A 20,119-nucleotide genomic window follows, 5' to 3' on the forward strand; every position below is an offset into this window, starting at 1 on the left:
ATCATCCGCAAACGGCCTGACATATTGATGTCAGGCCAGTTGCCGATAGCAATGAAGGAACAATACTTTAATGGTAAATGTACTCCTGGTTGAAGACGACATCGATCTTGCAACGACCATTGTTGACTACCTTGAGATCGAATCCATTCAATGTGATCACGCCAGCAACGGCCTCATGGGGTTAAATTTAATACAAAGCAATCATTACCAAATGATCATGCTGGATATTAACATGCCCAAAATGGACGGTTTAACCCTGTGTAATACATTACGGGAAAAAGGCATGGATATTCCCATTCTCATGCTGACCGCTCGCGATAGTCTAGAAAACAAGCTGCAAGGATTTAAGGCCGGTAGTGATGACTATCTGGTCAAACCCTTTGATATGCAGGAGCTGGTCGCCCGCGTACAAGTGCTTGCCAAACGCCGCAGTGGCGAGGTTAAACGTTTAGCCTTAGGTGATTTGACCCTCGATTTAACCCAACATAGCGCGCAGCTAAAACAGCAACCGCTCAAACTCTCCCCTATCGCTTTCAAATTGCTGGAGGTCCTCGTACGTGCGAGTCCTCAAGCCGTTAGCCGCCAGCAAATCATGCAAGCTGTCTGGGGGGATGAACAACCCGACAGTAATAGTTTAAAAGTCCACATCTATCACCTGCGTAAACAGCTCGATATCGAGCTAAGCAATGTTAAGCTGGATACCGTTTCCGGTATTGGTTTTGCTATTAAAGAACAGACGAAAGGATCTTCATAATGAGAATCAGGCCAAGCCTTAAGCTGTATTTTTTTATCAGTGTGGTACTGCTTGGCTCTGTCATGTCGATCGGTTTTTCGCTATTAAGCATCAACTACTTTATTGATGGGCTTGATAAGGGTTTAAAAAGCGTCATGTACGAACTGGCCAAAACAGTCGATGTTGACGATGGCAATCCCAAAGAGGTCATCGGTTTTAATGTCGCCAGTCGCTGGCAAGATACCCCGGATATTATTCAACAGCGCTTTACATCCCCTCCTGCCGAGACGGGACAACTGCAAAAATTGAAAGATCAATCATCCATTTTTACGATGCCTGAAAATATCTATTTTGCGGTGCTATTTAAGAGCCCTGAGGGAGAGCCACGCTTTATCTCTAGGGTGATACTCGAAAAAAACAGATCATTAGATAAAGGCCCAAAAAACCGTTATAAATTTTTATTTTGGACCTCTTTTACGGCGATTCCCGCCATCGCCCTGTTTGCTTTCTGTTTGATGATGATCATGCAGAAAATAGCAAAACCGATCGAATCTTTAAAAAATTGGGCTAAATCACTGACTCAAGAGAATGTGAAAAATCCTCCGCCAGATTTCTCTTATAACGAACTAAATACCTTAGCCTCATTAGTGCAAGATAGTTTAGTCTCAACGCATCAAAGCTTAGAGCGGGAGCAGCACTTCTTAAGTTATGCGAGTCACGAGTTACGTACTCCCATTGCAGTGATTAGAAGCAATGTTGAACTGCTGCAGCGGCTGAGTGAAATATCACCCCTCAGTGATAAACAAGCTCTCACGTTACAGCGTATTCAACGCGCGGGCCTCACCATGAGTAACCTAACCGATACTTTATTGTGGCTAAGCCGTAAAGATAAGCAAAAAATCGCTCTCAGCCCAATAGCGCTAGATGAAAAGATCACACAACTCGCCGATGAGCTTAACTATCTACTGAATACTAAAAACGTGACCATTAAGATTGATACTGAGGCCTCTTGCGTCAATGTCGCGGCAACCGCATGCCACATTGTGCTCAGTAACCTTATTCGAAATGCTTATCAACATACACAACAGGGGCAGATCGAGATCACACAGCGAGGCAGCCGCGTCACTATCATTAATAGTCATGATAGCGATAAAAGCTCTGCACCAAACCCCAAAACGGATGCGCCGGAAATCTCATTAGGGTATGGCTACGGTTTAGGCTTACAGCTTAGCGAAAAAATCATTAACCGCCACGGCTGGCTTTATGAAGTCTCAGAGATACAGGGATGCTATCAGGTCACCGTTGATTTTGAATCTAACGAGTAAAATATCTGGCTATTGAGCATAGCCAGCTTACCTCCACGGGTAATGCTGGCCCTCTTCAACCCACCTATCCCAACGACTGCTATGCCTTTTTCTGTTTCAGTTTTTTCATAAAAGTGGCGAAATGTGGACACAAATCGACAAATAGCCCGTCCCTTTTATTAGCCAACATCACGCTGCCAAATAGCTTAATACCCAGTGCTAAAGGTGCTGCTTTTTCAGGGCCAACATCCTCTCTACTTTTTAGTTTCTCGATGATCTCAAACAGCTCATCATGGCTTGAGAAATCAAATGTAAAGGTTTCATCATTAGGCACCGAGCCATCCGCGTTTTGAGTATGATCAATGCTAATGCTGTACTGGTGTTGTTTTTTCATCATCCTGCTCTCTATAAGTTACTTACCATCAAACGAGCAACAAGTGCTCACTCTTCGATTAACTCTGTTTAATACTGCGGTTAAAGCGACACTCAGCTCTTTAAATAAAGCTCGATTTTGGGCTTAACCGTCAACGACATAACAACCATCAAGGCTAACCCTAAAGGTAGCGCCGCTAAAAAACTGAATAGCCAACCCGTCAAAAAATCAGCCGAACTCGAAAAACCCAGGGTATTGGCGGTGGTACTAAACGCCATTATCGACTCCATCATGCAAGCCATCACCCCACCTGTAACGAGATTACGGGCATGGGCATTAGTGTTTGGTAACCACTGCGCAACAAACTTAGTGATCAATCCCATCAGCAGTAATCCCGCAGGCATCAAGATTAGAGCCGCTAAAAACGAACTCAGCCAATCGCTATAAAAAGTATTCCCGTAGCCGACATTTATATAGGTCATCACTCCCGTTAATGAACCGCCCATAACACTCATGATGCCGAGTACCACTAACGCCTTATAAATAAGGGGTGTCTTCGATGTTGAATCTATGGGTGCATCCAAGATAGCTCTCCTGCCTTGATACAAATCTAAATATAATTGATAATAGCAACTATATTTAATGCAGTTGATATTGTCAACTAGTCAGCAAGGATTCTTTATGTCTGATCAATCATCATTAGAAAGCCTTTTTCACCTAGTCCACGGATTAAAGCGTCAGTTGCAGCAACAAGCGGAGCAACTCAACCTGGGCATCACCCCGATGCATGTACGTGTCATCAAGATTATCCACCGTAAAAAGCCCTGCACCGCCATTGATATCGCAAGCTTTCTCGGACGCGATAAAGCCCAGGTAACACGGCTGGTTAGCACCTTAATTGAACGGGGCTTTATCACCCGAATGCCCAACCCGAATGACAAACGCAGTCATTACTTATCCCCTACGGATGCTGGGGTTGCGGTGCTTAAGGAAATTATCGATATTGATGCCAAAACGGTTCAGCTGATGACCAAGGGACTTACTTCAGAAGAGCTAACAGAATTTAAGCGTATTTCAGCCATCATGGCGAACAACCTTCATCCGACGGGCGACTCATGCTAGCCGCCCTGACCGATACAGATCGTTAGCCTAAAACGGCCAAACTAAGCCCGATCACCAGGCTGTAGATAGTAAGCGATCAAACCGATACACAACCCCCAGAAGGCGCTACTGACACCCAACAGATTCAACCCCGAGGCGGTGACTAAGAAGGTTAATAGGGCCGCATCTCGTTGATGAGGATCTGCCAGCGCCCCCGATAAGCTGTTGCCAATGGTACTCAGCAACGCTAGACCAGCAACCGCCATGACCAAAGCATCTGGAAACGCCATAAACAGAGCGGCAATGGTCGAACCAAATAAGCCCGTCAATAAGTAAAAACCACCTGCCCAAACCGAGGCGAGATAACGTTTGCGTGGATCATGCCCGGCTTCATTACCCATACAGATGGCGGCGGTAATCGCCGCGAGGTTATAGGAGAAACCACCCAAGGGTGCTAACAACACGCCCGTTAAGCCGGTCCAAGTCAGTAACGGTGAAACAGGTGTCTCATAGCCGTTAATAAACAGAGGAATACCAATACCGATGATACTGTGCAGATCAAACACTGGCGTCACCCACACTGGAGTCGATAACTGCCACTGGAGAACCTCCAAGTTTAACTGTCCTTGAAGGAAAGCCACCACTGTACCGATCAGCAACACCAACGGAATCGTATAGCGAGGCAAAGCTATTTTAACCAACAAGAAAGCAGCTAACATCAGTCCGACGAGCAGTAAGTTAGCGGCCATCACCGTAAATAGATCGAGACCAAACTGCAGTAAAACCCCAGCCAGCATTGCGCCAGCCAGCGGCATCGGCACATGATGCATGATTTTTTCAAACCAACCCGTAACACCACATAACAGAATCAGCGCCGAACTAAACATAAACAACCCAATCGCCTCATTAAGCGGCACACCGGATAATGCTGTGACCAGCAATGCAGCCCCTGGGGTCGACCATGCGGTTAAGATAGGCGTACGAAAATAGAGAGACAAACCGATACTGGTGAGCCCCATGCCAATCCCTAGCGCCCATAACCACGAACTCATTTCAGCTGCTGAAGCACCAGCGGCAGCCGCCGCCTGAAAAATAATCACTGCAGAGCTGGTATAACCCACCAAAACCGCCACAAAACCCGCGGATATATGCGACAAACTGAAGAAACCGCTTAGTTTTAAGCGCCCTATTATTGATCCCATCCGAACAACCCCTTACACTTCATTAATCATTTGTGCGCTATAACGTCCAAAATCAAAAGCGTATCACCGTACGTTATAACGCACAACTTAATATAGTCGCCATTGGAAATATATCTGTGCTAGAAGTTAATCAAAATCTCGCCAAACACTTGAAGCAACAGCGTCAGCAAAAGCAATGGAGCCTTGATCAAACCGCCAGCGAAACGGGTGTCAGTAAAGCGATGCTCGGTCAGATCGAGCGTGGGGAGTCTAGCCCAACCATTACCACGCTGTGGAAAATCGCCAGTGGTTTTAATATCTCATTATCGAGTTTAATAGAGCCCATCACGGCTAATAGCGATGCCAGAGTCATCCCACCGGTACTGGCAGAACACAAATACCTCGCCAGTGATAATGCTCCCGTACCGCCGATCTTTCCCTATGATCCTAATATGGGGTTTGAGATGTTTGAGTTCATCCTGGCGCCGGGTGTCGAACGGCTATCAGAAGCTCACCGCCCCGGCGTGACAGAACATGTGGTCGTTATCAGCGGTACGATGGCGCTGTTAATTGACGGCCAGTGGTTAACCCTTAGCGAAGGGGAAGCTATCCGTTTTGCGGCGGATCAGCCCCATGGTTATCGCAACGATGAGCACAGCCCAGTTACCTTTCACAATATCATCCACTACGGGAAAACAGCCGCCGATAGCCCGCGCTAATAATGATTTCGTTGTTTCGCCACTACCTTATCCCTACTTTTCAACTACCCTTAACTTAATCGATAAAAACAACAAGGGTAGCGAAGCATATGTCTAATCATCACACCTACAGAAAGATAGAAATAGTCGGCTCTTCACCCATCAGCTCTGATGATGCGATTCGTAATGCGCTAGCTCAATGCAGCGAAACCATCGATAATATGGATTGGTTCGAAGTGATTGAAACCCGAGGCCATATCATCAATGGCCATATTGGACATTTTCAGGTCACGCTCAAGGTGGGTTTTAGATTGGAGAATAGCTGATTTAAATAGCCGGCCTAGCATTATCGCGGCCGGACTGTCAGACTCAATAGGCCGATGAGTTAAGGCGTAAGAAATTTACATTGTTCAATTAGGCGATGACGGTTGCGGCGCGCTGCCCTGCTGCTCGCCCTCATCTTGCTTTGGATGCTCGAGGGATGTCATCTGATCAGTTTTCTCGCTAATCACCTCAGTGATGCGCTGCTTATCATCGCCACTCGCACTTTTAGCCTGCACCGCTAAGGCTTTTATTTCACTTTGTAGTTCCTGCTTTTGCTCTTCCCGCGCCTGCGCCTGTTCCGCTTTATCAAAGACAATCTCTTCCGGTTTGAATAATTCAGCGCTAGTCGCTTTAATCACCGAGGCAGGCAATATTTTGGTTGTCTCGGATAGTTGTCGCTGATTCATAAAGCCAGGGGAGACAATCTCGATATCATTACCATGCAGGGTATCGAGAATAGCCCGATACAGGTTTGAACGGGTTGTTAACAAGCTTTTAACTTCGCTGAGTAAACCACTCACCCGATAGGTAATGGCATGATCGCCCAGTTCGACGATCTGACAGAAAGGTTCGGCTAAACCGACTTCGCCAGCCGCTTCGATCAGTAAATTTTCCACCTGCCCATGGTGCAGGTCATATCCAAGGGATAGCGTCACCGAAACAATCGCCCCATCCGATAGCACCACTTCCACGGGATTGGTAATGAGATAGGTATTGGGCAGAGACACCAGTTCCCGATGCTCGGTTTGAATCTCGGTATCCAGCAAGCCACGTTCAGCTACCCGCCCAAAGTGCTCACCCACCCGAATAAAATCACCCACCCGAAAGGGCCGCGTGTTTCGCAGCATTAACCCCGCCATCAGATTAGTGGTGACGGTGGTGGATGAAAACGCAATCACACCGGATACCAACACACCAATGAGCCCTATTACCTGATTTCGGGTACTGACGCTCACCGGCAACGCAATGGCAATCAACACCGCAGCGGCCAAACTCAGCACTAACATGATCAACTGTCGGGGTAAGCGTCGCTCATTCCCCATCTCGGGATGACGGGCCAACAATAACCAATGCAGCGCCAGCAGCAATAGAACCGCCAAAACAACCGTGATAAACAACGGAATAAAGGCCATAATCTGATCAGACAGTTGTTCCATAAACCCCTCAGACAGCACTATTCGACTTAATCGCTAACGACTGTATAGGACACATTCCAGATATCACAGATATTCTCGAGTGTCGGCAACGTTTTCTCGTCAGCATGACCTAGGGTCACACTGATATAAGCAGCCCTAGCCACCACTTTTTGACAACCATCGACTTCTGACAGACGCTGAAAAAAAGCGTCTTCATCGGCCAAGCATTTAAATATCGGTGTGGTTATTTCAAGTTGCATAGCTATAGAGTACCCCATTATGCAGGGATCTGCCGCGCCCTAATGTTTAACGCTAAACGTCAAAGCCAATAGACCGGATAGTGCCGTCCTGGATTACGTGACATATTGTTGACCAATAGTGCCACGAGCAGCATCACCATCGCCCCAGAGAGTATCGGTGACACCACATACAGATAACCCATCGCATGGATGCTATCACCGCCGATAATAGCAATCAGCGCGGTAGCGCCGCCCGGCGGGTGTAGTGTGCGGGTAAAATGCATCGCCACGATCGCTAAAGAGACCGCTAAAGGCGCGGCGAAGAGCGACTGTTCACCTAATAAGAGGTAGACCGTCACACCCACCAATGCCGATACCACATGGCCACCAACAATATTACGGGGTTGAGAAAACTCTGCTAACGGCGCGCCATAAATAAGCACCGCGGAGGCACCAAATGAACCAATCAATAGTAGGTTATCCATACCTAGCTGGTGCATCTCGCGGCCCATGATCGAGATAATTAAAATGCCCATAAAAGCCCCAACCCAGGACCAAACAATCTTTTTAAGCGGTTTACGCGGTGGGCAATGCCCTTTGGTTTTCATGCGCGCAAAATAGTTCTTCATGTTAATACGACCCAAGACATCAGTTTGCCCTCGCCTACTGCCGAATTGGCACAGATCGAAGGTGCTCTTCTAACAAACAATTTAAGAGGCGGCATTCTATCAAAACAGAACTAGTCGCTTAAATAAATTAATTCACCTGAACTCAAAATTCATTCATCTGCTGAATTAAAAAACGAGAATAAAACAGAAGGACGGTAAACGATGGCAGGCGGCTTGTTTAAGCGCCCTTTAGAACACGGGGAGACAGATAAATCGGCCCCACAAAACAACAGGCCGAGCGATATCACTATCGCCCGGCCTGAGATTTAACCGGTGTTATAAAATATTACACCTGCTCCTGCTGATAATAGCGCTTCAACACCTTCGCCAAGCTGACGGGGTCATCACTTCCGGCCAGCTCACGGATAGAGTGCATCGCCAATTGAGGCACCCCTATATCAACCGTTTTCACACCGATCTCGGCAGCGGTAATCGGACCAATGGTGCTACCACAGCCCATATCACTGCGCACAACGAAGGACTGCAATGTCACACCTTCCTGCCGAGCTATATGACGAAACAACGACGCGGTTTCACTGTTGGTGGCATAACGCTGATTCGCATTGATTTTAATCACCGCACCGGCATTCATCCGTGGGCCATGATTACCATCATGCTTATCGGCAAAGTTAGGATGCACAGCATGGGCATTATCCACGGAGACCATCATCGAGTTGGCAATCATCCGGCTACGGGATTCGGCGTCCGGCTGTAAACGCTCTAGCAACTGCTTCAGCATCGGCCCCTGTGCGCCAGCGGCACTCATGCTACCCACCTCTTCATGATCGTTACAGACCAGCAGGCAGCTCTGTTCGGAATCAGACTCAATCAACGCCTGCATACCGATAAAGCAGCTCAGCAGATTATCCAATCGAGCCGAAGCAAAAAACTCATTATTTAAGCCGATATACGCGGGTTTCTGTACATCATAAAAACACAGCTCGTAATCCAGTATCTCCGCCACATCATCAACATACTGAGTTAACAGCTCATTCTTCAGCACATCGCGCAATGTGATCTTCGCATCGCCCTGCAACTGGGCCATGATCGGAGGCAAGTCCGTTTGTGGATTAACATTCAATCCCTGATTAACATCGCGATTGAGATGAATCGCGAGATTGGGAATCACCGCAATCGGACGCTCAAAGTTCACCAACTCACTGCGCAGAGAACCATCGGTACTGAGATAGTTAACCCGTCCGGCCAACGACAGATCACGATCAAACCAGGGATTCAGCAATGCGCCGCCGTAAACTTCAACCCCCACCCGCAGACATCCCTGACTTTCCGTTTCGGGGTTGGGTTTAACTTTCAGGCAAGGACTATCCGTGTGGGCACCAACCATGCGGATGCCGGAGTCGGTCAAATCGGAATTCGCCGCTAGGTTCCAAGCAATAATCGATGACTCGTTACGCACAATAAAATAACGCCCACCGGGCTTAACATGCCAGGCATCCTGCTCCTGAAGCTCAATAAAACCCGCTTCTTGTAAGCGTCCACGCATCTCATAGACCGCATGAAACGGGGTAGGAGACGCCGCGAGAAAATCAAACAGTTGCTTATTAAACTCTTGTTTTTGCATCATTTATCGGCCTTTTCCTCAGGCAGGATTTGTAACAACTCAATTTCAAAAATAAGTGCTGAATTAGCAGGCACGCGGCCACCAGGGCTCCGTGCACCATAGGCTAACTCAGAAGGTAGGTAGATTTTCCAACGCGCCCCCGGTGACATTTTCAACAAGGCCAACCGCCACCCTTTGATCACATCTTTGACCGTAAACACCGGCTGCTCAGATTTTTGGGCTGAACCTTCGAACTCTTCACCATCCACCGTCCAACCGGTATAACGCACTTTGACTCGATCAAGCACCCGAGGTGTTGGCCCCTCCGCCGCCTGTAAAATCTCATACTGCAACCCTGACTCGGTCACAACAACGCCTTCCCGCAGGGCATTCTCCGCCAGAAAACGGGTACCCGCTTTCTTGGTATCATCATTCAGCGCTTTCTCCAACAGCTGTTGATGAAATAGCTTTTCCTCTTCGCTTTTACCACAACCGCTGACCAAGGCGACTAACAGCGATAAAAACACCACACTCACAACTCGCATACTCACAATAGCCGTACCCGCTTCAATTAATAAACAAGAGTTAAGCCGTTGATTTTACATCAGCACGCGACAAGACTACACTCAGATTTTCTGAGTTACGGAACCAAGCTGGTCATTTGTCTGTCTCAGAAACTATAAGTAGTAGCAAAACAGGAACATACAGCTTGAAATACACACGCCAATTACGTCACTTGCTCACCCCTTCGCTTGCTCTGAGCCTGCTGATAGCGCTGCCAACCAGCGCCATGACATCTGTTTTGCAACCAGAGCCTATTCACCAACAGACGATCACCGATATCGTCACCTCTCTGAATCAGGACCACTATAACCGTATCGTTTTGAATGATGCGCTTTCCAGTAAAGTACTGGATCAGTATTTAGAGAGCCTAGACCCTTCTAAAGCCTTCTTTTATCAATCGGATATTGACGACTTCGAGCAGTACCGAACCCTGATCGATGATGAAATCAGCCAGGGTGAGCTGACCGCAGCCTATGCCATCTTCAACCGCTATCAAGAGCGCTCAGAGAGTCGTCTAGAAAAACTCATCGCCACACTCGAAAGTCCTGACTATAACGTGGATTTCAGTATTGATGAAAGCATTGTTATCGATCGTGAAGATAGCCAGTGGGCAGCCAACGAAACCGAGATGGATGAGTTTTGGCGTAAACGGCTAAAAAGCGCTCTACTGGGCCTAAAAATTGCCGATAAATCCATCGATGAAGCCAAAGAACTGCTGATCAAACGCTATAAAAGCCAGCTAAAGCGTGCGACCCAAACCAACAGCGAAGATGTCTTTCAAAACTTCGCCAACGCGTTGACCAAACAGTTTGATCCACACACTCAATACTTCTCCCCGCGTCTGTCGGAGAACTTTAATATCAACATGAGCCTTTCATTAGAAGGCATCGGCGCGGTATTACAGAGCGAAAATGAAAACACCAAAGTCGTCCGTTTAGTTCCAGCGGGCCCCGCCGACAAAGCAGGCCAACTAAAACCGGCTGATCTGATTGTTGGTGTTGGTCAAGGCGAAGAGGGTGAGATTGAAGATGTGGTCGGCTGGCGGTTAGATGAAGTCGTTGATCTCATTCGCGGCCCAAAAGATAGCGTCGTGAGACTCAACATTATTCCTGCCGATGGCGATGATACTCAACAGAAAGTTATCAAGATCACCCGTAACAAAGTCAAATTGGAAGAGCAGGCAGCACAGAGTAAGATTATTCAGCTTGAACATGAAGGTAAACCCTTTAAATTGGGTGTCATCAGCATTCCAGCTTTTTACATCGACTTTGCCGCCCTACAGCGTGGCGACCCCAATTATAAAAGTACCACCCGCGATACCGCTAAGTTGATCAACGAGTTGAAAACCGAAGGCATTGACGGCTTGATCATCGACCTACGTAACAATGGCGGTGGTTCCCTGCGTGAAGCGAACGATCTGGTCGGCCTATTTATCAGCCGAGGCCCAACGGTACAGATTAGAGATCCGTTAGATCGAGTTAACATTCAAGCCGACCTAGATCCACGAGTGGCTTATAACGGCCCAATGGCTGTCTTGGTTAACCGCCTTAGCGCCTCCGCCTCCGAAATATTTGCCGGCGCTATTCAAGATTATCAACGCGGTCTCATCGTCGGTAGTCAGACCTTCGGCAAAGGTACCGTGCAGACCCTATCGCCACTGCATCATGGTCAAATTAAATTGACCCATGCTAAGTTTTATCGTATCTCGGGTGAAAGCACACAGCATAAAGGGGTTGTTCCCGATGTTGCCCTGCCCACCATGTATGATACCGATCAGATTGGCGAGAGTGCGCTTGACGGCGCTCTACCTTGGGACACCGTATCTGAAATCCCCCATCAGCGTTACATTAACTTTAAATCAATTCTGCCGGCACTCACCAGCCGGCACCAAGAGCGGACAAAGTTTGATCCTGACTTCCTGTTTATGAATGCACAGATTAAGCGAATGCATGAAGATAAGCAGGATAAAGAGATCTCACTGAATGAAAAAACCATTGAAACGGAGCGAGAAAGCTCAGAACAGTGGCTGTTAGATCAGGAAAATAAACGCCGAACAGCGAAAGGCCTGCCAGCTATTAAGGAATTGTCCGACTTGGATGACCTGCTGGAAAAAGATTCACAAGGGCGCACGATTAGCCCCGAGCAGGAGGCCTTGCTCAATGAAACCGGCAATGTATTACTCGATATGATTGAGTTAACCAACAAATATGTCGCCGTTAAAAACTAAGGCTAAAGAGACGATTTGATGCAGCTAAGCAAGCTAAAAATGGTCCTGTTTATCGGAGGGCCATTAATGCTAATCATTGCAGCACTGGTGGGGTATTTCATCTACTCCACCATCAGTGCCCAGCAGGTAGAAAATCGCAAAAAGGTTGAAGGCTTTGGTGAGTTAGTTATTCCGCTGGATTCGTCCGACTCATCGTCGACCAACCCCAGTATCAAGCAAGCAGATATATCGCCCACTCAACGCATCATTAGCACCCTCAAAGATGAACGCCGTGAACTGCTTGAAAAAACAGTGGTGATGCAAGATAAAATCAACAGCTTAGAAGCACAGGTCGCCGAATTAGAACATTACAAGCACACCAATGAGCGCTATGCGCCCCACACCTTTAATGAAGAGGTTTCTACGGTACATGCGCGAATGAAACAACTACTGGCTAGCCAGGCAGAGTCCAAACGATTCACCAGCACGCAAATCAAAGGAATGGCAGCGGCTGCCGCACAAGAATACAAACGTTATTTAACCATCCATAAGCTACTCCTCGACCAAGATCAGATCGACACCATCGTTAATAATCACCTATCCGTTTATGCGTACTGTATCGGTGACGGCATGGATATCGCGGCGAATAATCGCGAAGAGGAACAGCTAGTGGTGGAATACTTTAAAACGTCCAAAACCGAGCTAATGACGAGTCGCTTAAAAAGCGATCTCAAAGCCATCATCAAACCTTGCCAAGAGTTATTGGCAGAACGTTTAGCCTATTTAACCCCCTAACCCTTCGTTCAACCTTAACCGCCCACTAGACTAAGCAGAAGAACTCAGCGTTTCACACCTAGACATCCTCTTTTACCCCTCCCCAAAAATCGTTATAATTTGCACCCTGTCCTCTTGCCTGCCGCTCATTTTATCAGCCATTACAGCGCTCATCAGGATAACCAAAACCGGACCTGTACCGGGCTGATGGTACGGGTGTAAACACGGCGCCCCTCCCCTTTCCTAGGGGTCAGCCTATAGGAATACATATGTCCGAAAGCTTTGCTGAATTATTCGAAGAATCCCTACACCATATCGATATGAAACCGGGCACCCTCGTCATGGGTGAGGTGGTTGATATCGATAACGATTGGGTGACTGTTAATGCAGGCCTAAAATCTGAGGCCATTATTGCTCGTGATCAATTTCTCAACGATGCCAACGAACTTGAAATTCAAGTCGGAGACATGGTTAAAGTCGCGTTGGAAAGCGTAGAAGACGGTAATGGCGAGACCCGCTTATCCCGTGAAAAAGCTAAACGCGCCGAGGCTTGGGAAGTATTACAGAAAGCCTTTGAGGCCGAAGAAACCGTTAAGGGTTATATCAACGGTAAAGTCAATGGCGGCTTCACGGTGAGTGTCAACAACATCCAGGGTTTCCTGCCGGGTTCTCTGGTGGATGTACGTCCTGTCAGAGACATTAACCATTTAGAGGGTAAGGAACTCGAGTTCAAACTGATAAAACTGGACCCTAAACGTAATAACATCGTGGTCTCCCGTCGCGCCGTCTTGCAAGAAGCTAACAGCGCGCAACGGGACGAACTACTCGCCACCCTGACAGAGGGGCAACAGGTTAAAGGTTATGTTAAAAACCTGACCAACTATGGTGCTTTCATTGATCTTGGCGGTGTCGATGGTTTATTACACATCACCGATATGGCTTGGAAACGTATCGCTCACCCTAGCGACATGCTCACCCCGGGTGAAGAAATTACCGTTCAAATCATTAAGTTTGATAGAGAAACCAACCGCCTATCCCTAGGCCTAAAACAACTGGCAGAAGACCCCTGGTCATCCATCAAGACACGTTATCCATCAGGCGCTATCGTGCCTGCAACCGTAACCAATCTAACCGATTATGGCTGCTTCGCGTCGATTGAAGATGGGGTTGAGGGCTTGGTGCATGTGTCTGAAATGTCATGGACTAACAAAAACGTACACCCCTCTAAAGTCGTTCAGATCGGCGATACCGTGAATGTGATGATTCTTGAGATTGATGAAGAACGTCGGCGTATCTCGCTGGGCATCAAACAATGCACCGCAAATCCGTGGACAAGCTTCGCCGAACAATACTCTGCAGGCGACAAGATCAGCGGTGCGATTAAAACCATCACCGACTTCGGTATTTTTATCGGCCTAGAAAACGACTTGGACGGTTTGGTGCACATGTCGGATATCTCTTGGGATACCGACGGAGAGGCGGCGCTACGGGACTATAAAAAGGGTGATACGGTTGAAGCCGTTATCCTCTCGATTGATGCGGAAAAAGAGCGTATCTCACTCGGCATCAAACAGTTGCAAGGCGATGCTTTCTCGGACTACACCACCGCACATGCTAAAAACAGCATTGTGAAAGGCACGGTTAAATCGGTCGATGCTAAGGGTGCGACGATTGAGCTCGCCGAGGGTATTGAAGGCTATATAAAAGCGGCTGATATCAGTATAGAACGTATTGACGATGCCTCTACTGTTTTAAAAGTGGGCGAAGAGGTGGAAGCGAAGATTATTAATGTCGACCGCCGTCATCGTTCCATTAATCTATCAATCAAAGCGAAGGATCAAGCTGACGAAAAAGCAGCGATCAAAGCCATCGCGGATGCGCCCTTTGATGCCGCTGGCCCAACCACCATTGGTGATCTTATTAAAGCCCAACTAGCAGGCAAGAAATAAACAGCCTAGTTGATCATCATAAGGAGCGCGTGGCGCTCCTTATTGTTACTCTTTACTTCTGAACGCTTACTTCTTTATCCTTAAATCTTTACCCTTATCAGCAGCTAGGCAAAGATTTCAACAGCCCCTGACGACGTTTAATCCAGCAGATAATCGAAGTATTCGTCATCACTCTTGAGCTTATCATCGGTTACTTCATACCAATCAAGCACCGATGCGCCCGCTTCTTTGACCGACTCTCGACGGCCACTCACCAAGGGATGCCAATCCGGCAGCTCTTTACCTTCATGAATCAAGCGATACGCACAGCTCGGTGGTAACCAGTGAAACTCTTTCACATCTTCCGGGTGCAACTTGACGCATTGCGGCACCAATGAACAGCGGGTCTCATACTGCGTACAGTAGAGCGTCTCCATATCCAATAGATGGCAAACCACACTGGTATAGTGCACCTGACCGGTGTCTTCATCTTCCAGTTTATGTAAACAGCACAGAGAGCAGCCATCACAGAGTGACTCCCACTCCGGCTCTGACATCTCGGGTAATGTTTTAGAGCGCCAAAATACCTGATCAGCCACTAACGCACACCTGTTTGCGGACGATCTTTAAAGAGGTCCAGCAGATAATCATCTTTGGGTGGCGGCATCTGCAAGAAATATCCCTTCTCATGAATATCGGCTAGTACCTTGGCTGCATCCACCCGTGATAACTCTTTTTCAACGGTGAGTAACATATCAAAGACATGGATGGGTGCACCAAACATCTCTTTCAGAGGGTCTGGCACGCGTTTCATCTTTTCCGTTTTTTCAACGTAAAGATACATCTCATCTTTTTTTGAGCTGCGAAATACACTACAAATTTTTCTCATAGGACTCTGCTTAAATATCTAGGCTCTGCAGCTTTTCTAGCAATGCATCACCGATCACCTCTTTACGCCAGCCCGACAGGCTTGGCGGAAGGCTGAATTGACCCTGATTTTCCGTTCTAATCAACGCCTCTAGGTCTCGCTTACGTAACAGTATTTCTGGGGCTATATTCAGTTCTTCCGCTTTTTTGCGCGCCATCGCTTTCAACACTTTAAGCGGCTTATTCCACTGATAACTTAAAGGTCGCTGGATAGCTTCGGGCGGCTTCGCCTCAGCCGACTGGGCAGCGGTTTTGAGATAGCCAAGGATGACATCACCATCCTGCTTAACCTGCTGCATTCTGACCTCAGGCACCCGCGAAAGCTCACGGGCATCTGTTGGCCAGCGGTTAATGACCTCGAGTAACGCATGATTGCGTAACACTCGATTACGGGGCACATCCCGTTGACGAGAAATACGTTCCCGCCAAGCCGTCAGATCACGCAGTGCTGCCATTTTTACCGGTGGCAGATTCCACGCTTGACTAAAACGCTGATAATAACGAACGCCATCCGGATCGGTATCCGGAATATTCGTCAGCAACAGTGCCGTCTCTTCCTCTGCCCAGCCAGCCATCCCTCGCTCGTTTAATTCAGCCATCTGTCGCTGACACAGCACCGGCAGATAAGCCACATCCAATGCTGCATAATGTTCCTGCGAGGTGGTTAAAGGACGTTGCAACCAGTCGGAGGTGGTCTCACCTTTTTCCAGCTTAACATCCAGCGCATGCTCCACCAGCCGTTGATAACCCATCGAGAAGCCCCAGCCCAAAAAACCGGCGGCTATCTGAGTATCAAAGATCGGGCTAGGGAGATCCCCCAGCATATAGAGGAAAAGCTCTAAGTCTTCATTACCCGCGTGCAGTACTTTAAGCACGGTTGGGTTGCGAAACAGTTGCGCCAACGGTGCATAGTTTTCGATCTTAAGGGGATCGATCAGATAACAGGCCTGATCATCAGCGATCTGTATCAACCCGGGGATAGGATAAAAAGTATCAACCCGAATAAATTCAGTATCCAACGCAATCAACGGCAGTGTTTGCCATTGCTGACAATAGCGAGCAAGCGCTTCATCATCCGTAATCCAGATCGGCTGATCCGCTGCAGCTTCCAGTCGTTGCCAGTTATATGCGTCTGTCATGCTTCCCTCAGTTCATCGCCCGGCGGCCCGCCATGGCATGGGCCAGGGTTCCGCCATCAACATATTCAAGTTCACCGCCAACCGGCACACCGTGGGCAATACGCGTTACCCGGATATCCAGATGCTTTATCTGCTCGGCAATAAAGTGTGCGGTCGCCTCACCTTCAACAGTGGGGTTGGTGGCTAAAATCATCTCTTTAACCGTTCCGGACTCTAGCCGCTTAAACAACTGATCCAATCCAAGATCATCCGGCCCGACACCATCAATCGGTGACAGGTGACCCATCAACACAAAATAGCCGCCGTTAAACCCACCGGTCTGCTCGATAGCCAACATATCGACCGGCGACTCGAGCACACAGATCTGCGTTTCATCCCGACGATTATCGGCACAAATCTCACACAACTCATTTTCAGATAGTGTCCGGCAGCAGGCACAGTGCCCCACCTTATCCGCGGCAAGTGTCAGCGCTGCCGACAGCGTATTCGCCCCTTGACGATCACGCTCGAGCAGATGAAACGCCATCCGCTGGGCGGTTTTCGGCCCGACCCCTGGCAGCACACGAAAGGCATCAATTAAATCCTGAATAAGCGGGCTAAACGACATAGTGTCAACCGCCTCAGAACGGCATATTAAAGCCCGGTGGCATACCCATACCGCCGGTGACTTTAGCCATCTGATCCTGTGTCGTGCTCTCAACTTTACGCACGGCGTCGTTGATGGCTGCGGCAATCAGGTCTTCAAGGATCTCTTTATCCTCTTCCATCAGACTTGCATCGATAGCGACACTACGAACATCATGACGTCCATTCATCACAATTTTCACCAGCCCAGCACCAGACTCGCCATTGACCTCAGCCTTAGCGATCTCTTCTTGAGCTTTCTGCATATCAGCCTGCATCTTCTGGGCCTGCTTCATCAGGTTACCCATACCACCTTTCATCATAGTGCTCCTTATCTTTGTGACAACACGAACTCAAGGCTTAACAGCATGTGAGTCCGGCTAAAATTCTGGCCGCTAAACGGCTTTAATATATCGATTTAATCGATCGGCTGCACCGATTCGAGATCGATTCGGGCGTCAAACCGTTCTATGACGCTTTGTACCACCGGATCATTCTGAATGGAACTAACCGCTTCAGCCAACCGCTCTGCCCGTTTCCGGTCACGGTACTGGCTAGGCGTTTCACGACCATAACGGCCGAGACTGAATTCTACCTCAACCGGCGTATTAAAATAATGACCAATAGAGTCACGAATCCGCCCAATATGCGTTTCGTTCAACAGTGCTTTCTGCTCATGCATATAATGAAAGCGCCAGCAATCGTCTACCGTTTCCAACGACGTATTGGAAGCGATGCTATAGGTCATACCACTCAAACCGATTAGCTCAACTAACAACACCCACTGATCGGGATTAAACTCTGCAATATCCTGACTAACGTTAGCCGCGGGCTCAATGACGTCAGCCATCACCGCAGGCTGAGCAGGCGCACTAGGCGAAGGCTCTGACCGCGTATCCATCGCTACACGCTCTTGGTGCTTATTAGAGCTTATGTCAGCGCTTGAGTCAGGTGCGCTCTGGCGGTTAACCTCAGCGGCAGGCACCGCAGCCAGTTGGCTGATATGTCCGCGAGTAGATAAACCCGAAGCCTGCGCACTATTATCTTCCCAAGGCAGATCAACCGGTGGATTGCCCGCTGAAGTGCCCGTTGAAGTGACAGCGGCAGTCCCCGCAGCAACCCGCGGTTCAAAATCAGCTTCAGACTTTTTTCCCGGGTGCTCCTCATAACCACTTTGCAGATAAGATTCATCATACATGGGCGGCTCTTGCTGCAACGGCGGCGAAGCCGATGGCGGTGCAGTAATCTCAGGAGGCGACTCAGGTTGAGGCGCTGAACTCAATGGCGTAGACGCAGGCGTTGCCGGTGCTGAATGCTTAGATTCAGGCTCAACCGTCTTATCGGCCGCATTTACAGCAACCGTCTCCCGTTGTCTCGTGACCGCCGTCTCTGGAACCGTTGTCGCCGATGACTCAAGTGCCAGCGTCTTATCTGCCCCTTCCGGCTGACTCAACCCATGATGACTCACCGATACTGGACGGAATGCCAACATCCGCATCAGCGTCATCTCAAGCCCTTCTCGGGCATCCGGTACAAAGGGTAGGTCTTTACGCCCCATCAAAGCGGTCTGATAAAACAACTGCACATCTTCAGCGGTTAACTGACCGGCGAGATCGAGTATCCGCTCTCGATCACCCAAACCGTTATCGATGGCATCGGGTACGATCTGCGCGAGGGCAATGCGATGCATTAAACTAATCAGGTCACCCAATACCGCACTGTAATCCGGCGAATAGCGGGCCAATTCATCCACTGCGGTCAATAACGCTCTTGCATCATGGGCCGCTAGGTTTTCCACTAAACGATAGACCAACCGCTGATCAATGGTGCCCAGCATCGCCCGCACATCGTTTTCAACAACCTCACCTGCGCCAAAGGCGATCGCCTGATCGGTCAGACTCAGTGCATCCCGCATAGAACCATCGGCTGCGCGCGCCAATAGCCAGAGTGCAGGCTCTTCATAAGGAATCGTTTCAGCGGTTAAAACCCGACACAGATGCTCAACAATCCGCTCAGGGATCATATTCTTCAGATTGAACTGCAAGCAGCGCGACAGGATGGTTACCGGTAACTTCTGTGGATCGGTGGTGGCCAGCAAAAACTTAACGTGTGGTGGCGGCTCTTCCAATGTTTTCAGTAGCGCATTGAAGGAGTGCGTAGACAGCATGTGCACCTCATCGATGAGATACACTTTAAATCGGCCATGGGTCGGGGCGTACTGAACATTTTCCATCAGTTCGCGGGTGTCTTCGACCTTGGTACGTGATGCCGCATCCACTTCAATCAGATCGACAAAACGACCTTCACTTATCTCACGACAAGCAGAACATTCACCGCAAGGGGTGGAAGAAACACCTTTCTCGCAGTTAAGTGATTTAGCAAACAAGCGGGCGATCGACGTTTTACCCACACCGCGGGTGCCGGTAAATAGATAGGCATGATGCAGCCGGTCGTCATCCAGCGCATTAACCAACGCCTTGAGCACATGCTCCTGACCGACCATTTCTGTAAATTTTGCGGGACGCCATTTACGCGCCAGTACCTGATAACTCATCGTTGCAAATCTATATGAGAGGGGTGTTTATTCATGGCTACCAATGCTAACGGTAACCGCCTGATATCGCCAGCGAAACCGCCTA

Annotated in this window: 22 protein-coding genes; 8 read left to right on the forward strand and 14 right to left on the reverse strand. The window is 48.6% G+C overall.

The window, feature by feature from the left end; translation table 11 throughout:
* Positions 1-70: 70 nt before the first annotated feature.
* Positions 71-754, forward strand: coding sequence for a response regulator transcription factor (locus tag EH243_RS08560; protein WP_126158233.1), 684 nt, complete (start codon positions 71-73; stop codon positions 752-754).
* Entirely contained in the window at positions 754-2,058 is a 1,305-nt protein-coding gene (locus EH243_RS08565; protein ID WP_126158234.1) for a sensor histidine kinase, read from the forward strand. The genes EH243_RS08560 and EH243_RS08565 overlap by 1 nt, the downstream gene beginning before the upstream one ends.
* 79 nt (positions 2,059-2,137) lie before the next feature.
* On the opposite strand, the gene EH243_RS08570 is transcribed toward EH243_RS08565, so the two are convergent.
* Together EH243_RS08570 and EH243_RS08575 are read right to left on the reverse strand one after the other, a co-directional pair.
* Entirely contained in the window at positions 2,138-2,431 is a 294-nt protein-coding gene (locus tag EH243_RS08570; RefSeq protein ID WP_164549075.1) for a DUF3861 domain-containing protein, read from the reverse strand.
* Between the two features lie 92 nt (positions 2,432-2,523).
* On the reverse strand, positions 2,524-2,994 hold the full coding sequence (locus EH243_RS08575) for a DUF2798 domain-containing protein (protein ID WP_206441567.1): 471 nt from the start codon (positions 2,992-2,994) through the stop codon (positions 2,524-2,526).
* 97 nt (positions 2,995-3,091) lie between these two features.
* Here EH243_RS08575 and EH243_RS08580 point away from each other — a divergent pair, with 97 nt between their 5' ends.
* The gene (locus tag EH243_RS08580; RefSeq protein WP_126158236.1) at positions 3,092-3,532 is read left to right on the forward strand and encodes a MarR family winged helix-turn-helix transcriptional regulator; all 441 of its coding nucleotides are present in this window, start codon (positions 3,092-3,094) and stop codon (positions 3,530-3,532) included.
* 41 nt (positions 3,533-3,573) lie between these two features.
* On the opposite strand, the gene EH243_RS08585 is transcribed toward EH243_RS08580, so the two are convergent.
* The gene (locus EH243_RS08585) at positions 3,574-4,713 is read right to left on the reverse strand and encodes a benzoate/H(+) symporter BenE family transporter (protein WP_126158237.1); all 1,140 of its coding nucleotides are present in this window, start codon (positions 4,711-4,713) and stop codon (positions 3,574-3,576) included.
* A gap of 116 nt (positions 4,714-4,829) precedes the next feature.
* On the opposite strand from EH243_RS08585, the gene EH243_RS08590 reads away from it, so the two are divergent.
* The gene (locus tag EH243_RS08590) at positions 4,830-5,411 is read left to right on the forward strand and encodes a helix-turn-helix domain-containing protein (protein ID WP_126158238.1); all 582 of its coding nucleotides are present in this window, start codon (positions 4,830-4,832) and stop codon (positions 5,409-5,411) included.
* An 89-nt stretch (positions 5,412-5,500) separates the two neighbouring features.
* On the forward strand, positions 5,501-5,716 hold the full coding sequence (locus EH243_RS08595; RefSeq protein WP_126158239.1) for a dodecin: 216 nt from the start codon (positions 5,501-5,503) through the stop codon (positions 5,714-5,716).
* Positions 5,717-5,800: 84 nt separating this feature from the next.
* On the opposite strand, the gene EH243_RS08600 is transcribed toward EH243_RS08595, so the two are convergent.
* The 5 genes from EH243_RS08600 to EH243_RS08620 form a co-directional block, all read right to left on the reverse strand.
* Positions 5,801-6,871 carry a mechanosensitive ion channel family protein gene (locus tag EH243_RS08600; protein WP_126158240.1) on the reverse strand — a complete coding sequence of 357 codons (1,071 nt, stop codon included), beginning with the start codon at positions 6,869-6,871 and terminating at the stop codon, positions 5,801-5,803.
* A 26-nt stretch (positions 6,872-6,897) separates the two neighbouring features.
* Complete coding sequence (locus EH243_RS08605; RefSeq protein ID WP_126158241.1) at positions 6,898-7,110, reverse strand: hypothetical protein; 213 nt, start codon at positions 7,108-7,110, stop codon at positions 6,898-6,900.
* Positions 7,111-7,169: 59 nt separating this feature from the next.
* A complete protein-coding gene (locus tag EH243_RS08610) occupies positions 7,170-7,718 on the reverse strand; it encodes an HPP family protein (RefSeq protein ID WP_126158242.1) in 549 nt (182 codons plus the stop codon).
* 325 nt (positions 7,719-8,043) lie between these two features.
* On the reverse strand, positions 8,044-9,339 hold the full coding sequence (locus EH243_RS08615) for a M18 family aminopeptidase (RefSeq protein ID WP_206441572.1): 1,296 nt from the start codon (positions 9,337-9,339) through the stop codon (positions 8,044-8,046).
* Entirely contained in the window at positions 9,339-9,863 is a 525-nt protein-coding gene (locus EH243_RS08620; protein WP_126158328.1) for an FKBP-type peptidyl-prolyl cis-trans isomerase, read from the reverse strand. Before EH243_RS08620 ends, EH243_RS08615 begins: the two co-directional genes overlap by 1 nt.
* 164 nt (positions 9,864-10,027) lie before the next feature.
* On the opposite strand from EH243_RS08620, the gene EH243_RS08625 reads away from it, so the two are divergent.
* The 3 genes from EH243_RS08625 to rpsA all read left to right on the forward strand — a co-directional run bounded on the left by EH243_RS08625 (position 10,028) and on the right by rpsA (position 14,811).
* Positions 10,028-12,109: a carboxy terminal-processing peptidase gene (locus EH243_RS08625; protein WP_126158244.1), complete on the forward strand. Its 2,082-nt coding sequence runs from the start codon at positions 10,028-10,030 to the stop codon at positions 12,107-12,109.
* A gap of 66 nt (positions 12,110-12,175) precedes the next feature.
* Positions 12,176-12,883, forward strand: a complete 708-nt coding sequence (locus tag EH243_RS08630) for a hypothetical protein (protein ID WP_126158245.1) — start codon at positions 12,176-12,178, stop codon at positions 12,881-12,883.
* 248 nt (positions 12,884-13,131) lie between these two features.
* Positions 13,132-14,811 carry a 30S ribosomal protein S1 gene (gene rpsA / locus EH243_RS08635; RefSeq protein WP_126158246.1) on the forward strand — a complete coding sequence of 560 codons (1,680 nt, stop codon included), beginning with the start codon at positions 13,132-13,134 and terminating at the stop codon, positions 14,809-14,811.
* Positions 14,812-14,948: 137 nt separating this feature from the next.
* On the opposite strand, the gene EH243_RS08640 is transcribed toward rpsA, so the two are convergent.
* The 6 genes from EH243_RS08640 to dnaX form a co-directional block, all read right to left on the reverse strand.
* Positions 14,949-15,389 carry a YcgN family cysteine cluster protein gene (locus tag EH243_RS08640; protein ID WP_126158247.1) on the reverse strand — a complete coding sequence of 147 codons (441 nt, stop codon included), beginning with the start codon at positions 15,387-15,389 and terminating at the stop codon, positions 14,949-14,951.
* Positions 15,389-15,679: a YcgL domain-containing protein gene (locus EH243_RS08645; RefSeq protein WP_126158248.1), complete on the reverse strand. Its 291-nt coding sequence runs from the start codon at positions 15,677-15,679 to the stop codon at positions 15,389-15,391. Before EH243_RS08645 ends, EH243_RS08640 begins: the two co-directional genes overlap by 1 nt.
* Positions 15,680-15,689: 10 nt before the next feature.
* Positions 15,690-16,856, reverse strand: coding sequence for a ribonuclease D (gene rnd / locus EH243_RS08650; RefSeq protein WP_126158249.1), 1,167 nt, complete (start codon positions 16,854-16,856; stop codon positions 15,690-15,692).
* 7 nt (positions 16,857-16,863) lie between these two features.
* The gene (gene recR, locus EH243_RS08655; RefSeq protein ID WP_126158250.1) at positions 16,864-17,463 is read right to left on the reverse strand and encodes a recombination mediator RecR; all 600 of its coding nucleotides are present in this window, start codon (positions 17,461-17,463) and stop codon (positions 16,864-16,866) included.
* 13 nt (positions 17,464-17,476) lie between these two features.
* Entirely contained in the window at positions 17,477-17,803 is a 327-nt protein-coding gene (locus EH243_RS08660; RefSeq protein WP_126158251.1) for a YbaB/EbfC family nucleoid-associated protein, read from the reverse strand.
* 95 nt (positions 17,804-17,898) lie between these two features.
* Positions 17,899-20,034 (reverse strand): DNA polymerase III subunit gamma/tau, encoded by a 2,136-nt coding sequence (dnaX, locus tag EH243_RS08665; RefSeq protein WP_126158252.1) that lies wholly within the window; start codon positions 20,032-20,034, stop codon positions 17,899-17,901.
* Positions 20,035-20,119: the final 85 nt, after the last annotated feature.

Source organism: Amphritea opalescens, assembly GCF_003957515.1.
GTDB lineage: Bacteria > Pseudomonadota > Gammaproteobacteria > Pseudomonadales > Balneatricaceae > Amphritea > Amphritea opalescens.